The following is a 3,706-nucleotide window of genomic DNA, read 5'->3' as shown; positions in this document are numbered from 1 at the left end:
CTGGTCCGGGCGAACGTCCCGACGGGCAAGAAGGCCGGGGTTCACGCTGGGCGGGTCGCGGTCCGCGCAACCGGCAGTTTCAACATCGCCACCCGGCACGGCACTGTGCAGGGCATCCACCACCGCCGCGTCCGCCTGCTCCAGAGAGCCGACGGCTACGGCTACGCAACCCATTCAGAAGCGCGGCACAGCGCCGCGTTTCCTCCCCCGCCTGAGGGCGGGGGTATCCACGCTGGAGGTAACTGATGAGCAAGGGTTCGCGGGAAGCGTCGGCGCGCGATCGCATCGCGGCGCAGCGGGCCGCCGAACGCAAGCGGGAGCGGCGCAAGCGCCTGACGGTCATCACGGCCGTGGGGGTGGTCGCGGTGGCGGCCATCGGCCTCGGCTCCTGGTATGCGGCTTCCCAGGACACCGCGGAGAAACCCGCGCTCGCCCAGGCCCCGGCCACGGTGAACTCCGACGGCACCCTCACGCTGGCCAAGGCGGGCGTGACCGCGCCGGTGCTGGACGTGTACGAGGACTTCCAGTGCCCGGCCTGCAAGGCCCTGGAGACCAGCAGCGGTTCGACGATCAAGAACCTGGCCGCGGAGGGCAAGGCCAAGGTGGTCTACCACCCGGTCTCGATCTTCTCGGCCGAGCCGACCAAGTCCAACTCGATCAGGGCGGGGGCGGCGGCCCGCTGCATCGGCGACGGCGCGCAGTGGCTGGCCTTCCACGACAGGCTCTTCCAGAACCAGCCGAGCGAGACCGTCGAGGGGTTCGCCCTCAACGACCTGGTGGCCTGGGGCGAGGAGGCCGGCGTCACCGATCCCGGCTTCCCCGAGTGCGTGACCACGCAGAAGCACGCGGCCGAGCAGGAGAGCCAGTCGGTCAGGGTGCTGCGGGAGGCGAAGGTCACGGGGACGCCGCTGGTGAAGCTGGACGGGAAGGATCTGCCCAACGAGGTCGCGTTCGTGCCCGCCAAGCTGCGCGAAGCCGTGGTCGCGGCCGGCGGGTGAGCCGTCGCGGGTCAGCTTGTGACAGGTCCTTTACGATCGTCCGTACGCGAGCGCGTCGCGGAGGCGGTAGCGTCCTGTGACATGCCCCTCGCCTTCATCCCCAGCCCGTCTCAGGGGGTCTGGAATCTCGGACCGATCCCCATCCGGGCCTACGCTTTGTGCATCGTGCTTGGCGTCGTCGTCGCCGTCTGGATCGGCGAGCGCCGCTGGCGGGCCCGTGGCGGCCAGCCCGGGACCATCACCGACCTGGCCGTCTGGGCCGTGCCCTTCGGCCTGGTCGGCGGCCGGCTCTACCACGTCATCACCGACTGGCAGCTGTATTTCGGGGCCGACGCCCCCAACCAGCCGATCGACGCGCTCTACATCTGGAAGGGCGGTCTCGGCATCTGGGGTGCCATCGCCCTCGGTGGCGTCGGCGTCTGGATCGCGTGCTGGCGGCGCGGCATCTCGCTCACGGCGGTCGCGGACGCGCTCGCGCCCGGCATCGCCGTCGCCCAGGGCATCGGGCGCTGGGGCAACTACTTCAACCAGGAGCTGTTCGGCAGCCCGTGCGACTACGCCTGGTGCCTGGAGATCGACCCGGGCCGCCCCGGCACGATCCCCGGCGCGGCCACCTACCACCCGACCTTCCTGTACGAGTCGCTCTGGGACTTCGCGCTCGCGGGCGTGCTGATCCTCCTCGGCTCGCGCCTCGCGCTCCGCCACGGCCGCCTCTTCGCGCTGTACGTCGCGGGGTACACGGTCGGGCGGTTCTGGATCGAGGGGCTGCGGGTCGACCCGGCGCACGAGTTCCTCGGCCTGCGGCTGAACCAGTGGACCTCGGTCGTGATCTTCATCGGGGGGGTCGCGTACTTCTGGCTGACCAGGAACAAGACCACCGAGGAGATCATCGTCGCGGGCGGGGACGAGCCCCCGCATGACCCCGCGCACGGCCCGGAGCAGGCGGAAGCCGCCGAACTCTCCGCCGCCGACGAGGACGCCGACGATCCTCCCGCTTCCTCCTCCGACTCCTCCGACTCCTCGGAATCGGATGTCGATCCCGGCAAGGCCACCTCCGGAGTGTCGGGGGAGGAGGCAGGCGGGCGATGACGGGCTCGGCCGCGGAGGCGCACCACACGCACCGCGACGTCACCGGCGGCTGGCTGCGCCCGGCCGTGTTCGGCGCGATGGACGGCCTGGTGTCGAACTTCGCGCTCATCGCGGGCGTCGCGGGCGGAACCGCGAACACCAAGGTCATCTCCCTGGCGGGGGCGGCCGGTCTGGCGGCGGGCGCGTTCTCCATGGCCGGGGGTGAGTACGTGTCGGTGGCCAGCCAGCGTGAGCTGGCCCAGGCCGAGATCGCGGTCGAGCGGCGTGAGCTCGAACGGCATCCGAAGGACGAGCAGGACGAATTGGCTCAGGTTTATGTAAGCCGCGGCGTCGATCCGGCGCTCGCGGCCGAGGTCGCGCGGCAGATCTCCCGCAATCCGGAAAAAGCGCTGGAGGTGCACACCCTGACCGAACTGGGCGTGTCCCCGGACGGCCTGCCCTCCCCGGTGACGGCGGCGATCTCGTCGTTCCTGTCGTTCAGCGTGGGGGCGGTGGTGCCGCTGGCGCCGTACCTGCTGGGCGTGCGGGGTCTGTGGATCTCGGCGGCGCTGTCCACGGTCGCGCTGTTCGGGGCGGGCGCGCTGGTCTCCCGGGTGACCGCCCGCAGCTGGTGGTTCAGCGGCCTGCGCCAGTTCCTGGTCGGCGGGGTCGCCGCCGCCCTCACCTGGGGGCTCGGGTCGATCATCGGAGCCAGCGGCATATGACTCCCCGCAAACGACGCCCGGCGGCCCGCCCCGACCGCTGGAGCGACTCTCGCCTGGCCGAACTCGGCCTCACCCCCGTCCAGCAGAAGGTCCTGCTCGGCCTCGGCGGCGTCGCGGCCCTCCTGGTCGTCGGCCTGCTCCTCACCCTCGTCGTCCAGGGCGTCAACGGCACCGCGACCGGGCCCAGCCAGCTCTCCGCCGGATCCTCCATCGGTCAGGCCCGCCCGTCCGAGTACCGGGCCTGGCCGTCGCTGAAACAGTTCGCCCCCATCGCCAGCCGAGACGCCGACGCGAAACCCCTCACCGCCGAGGAGGTCTTCGCCACCCGCACCCTGAAATCCGGCAAGCAGACGCTGAAGCTCGCCCAGCGCCAGCTGGACAGCTCCTGCGCCTCGGTCCTGTGGGGCGACGAACTGCTGGAACAGGTGGCCGCCGCAGGCTGCACCCAAGCCGTCCGCGGCCTGTACACCACCACCGTCACCACCAGCGCCAAAGCCACCGCCACACCGACCGCCGAGCCCACCGAAACCACTGGGGCGCCTGGCGCGACAACCCGTACCGCCTACATCGCCCAGTACACCCTGCTCAACCTCCGCGACGCCGAAGCCGCCAACACCCTGGTCACCTCCCTGGAAGCCCTCCACCGCGGCGGCTGGACCCTCCCCCTCAAACCCGACCAGGCCCCCTTCCAGGGCTACTCCGAATCCAGCGGCCACGCCATGGGCCACTACGTCGGCCTCGTCTGGATAGCCCGCACCGACGGTGCCGACCCCGAATCCACCGACGACTTCATCACCCTGAGCCTCACCCTCCGCGAAGCCGAAAAAGCCGTCTACCGCAGAGTCGTCGCGGCAACCGGCGCCACCCCATCGGCGAGCTGACAACGGATCGCACGAAGGTTTCCCACCCGCCCAC

4 protein-coding genes and 1 pseudogene are annotated in these 3,706 nt (G+C 71.1%); all 5 read left to right on the top strand.

Annotated elements, in window-relative coordinates; translation table 11 throughout:
- Positions 1 to 246: pseudogene (locus tag ABGB08_RS54230) on the top strand (hypothetical protein); the annotation flags it as partial.
- On the top strand, positions 246 to 998 hold the full coding sequence (locus ABGB08_RS54225; protein ID WP_347608323.1) for a thioredoxin domain-containing protein: 753 nt from the start codon (positions 246 to 248) through the stop codon (positions 996 to 998). The pseudogene ABGB08_RS54230 and the gene ABGB08_RS54225, both read left to right, overlap by 1 nt.
- Before the next feature lie 81 nt (positions 999 to 1,079).
- Entirely contained in the window at positions 1,080 to 2,087 is a 1,008-nt protein-coding gene (lgt, locus tag ABGB08_RS54220; protein WP_347608321.1) for a prolipoprotein diacylglyceryl transferase, read from the top strand.
- Positions 2,084 to 2,791 carry a VIT1/CCC1 transporter family protein gene (locus ABGB08_RS54215; RefSeq protein ID WP_347608318.1) on the top strand — a complete coding sequence of 236 codons (708 nt, stop codon included), beginning with the start codon at positions 2,084 to 2,086 and terminating at the stop codon, positions 2,789 to 2,791. The genes lgt and ABGB08_RS54215 overlap by 4 nt, the downstream gene beginning before the upstream one ends.
- Complete coding sequence (locus ABGB08_RS54210) at positions 2,788 to 3,672, top strand: hypothetical protein (RefSeq protein ID WP_347608315.1); 885 nt, start codon at positions 2,788 to 2,790, stop codon at positions 3,670 to 3,672. The genes ABGB08_RS54215 and ABGB08_RS54210 overlap by 4 nt, the downstream gene beginning before the upstream one ends.
- Positions 3,673 to 3,706 lie beyond the last annotated feature (34 nt).

The sequence above is a fragment of the Acrocarpospora sp. B8E8 genome (assembly GCF_039871605.1).
In the GTDB taxonomy this organism is placed as follows: Bacteria; Actinomycetota; Actinomycetes; order Streptosporangiales; family Streptosporangiaceae; genus Acrocarpospora; species Acrocarpospora macrocephala.
The sequence above is the reverse complement of the archived record's forward strand: the minus strand, read 5'-3'. Positions and strand labels throughout refer to the sequence as shown.

Excerpts from the sequence above, each read along its gene's own strand:
- ABGB08_RS54225 (WP_347608323.1), top strand. The coding sequence starts at position 246 with ATGAGCAAGGGTTCGCGGGAAGCGTCGGCGCGCGATCGCATCGCGGCG.
- lgt (WP_347608321.1), top strand. The coding sequence starts at position 1,080 with ATGCCCCTCGCCTTCATCCCCAGCCCGTCTCAGGGGGTCTGGAATCTC.
- ABGB08_RS54215 (WP_347608318.1), top strand. The coding sequence starts at position 2,084 with ATGACGGGCTCGGCCGCGGAGGCGCACCACACGCACCGCGACGTCACC.
- ABGB08_RS54210 (WP_347608315.1), top strand. The coding sequence starts at position 2,788 with ATGACTCCCCGCAAACGACGCCCGGCGGCCCGCCCCGACCGCTGGAGC.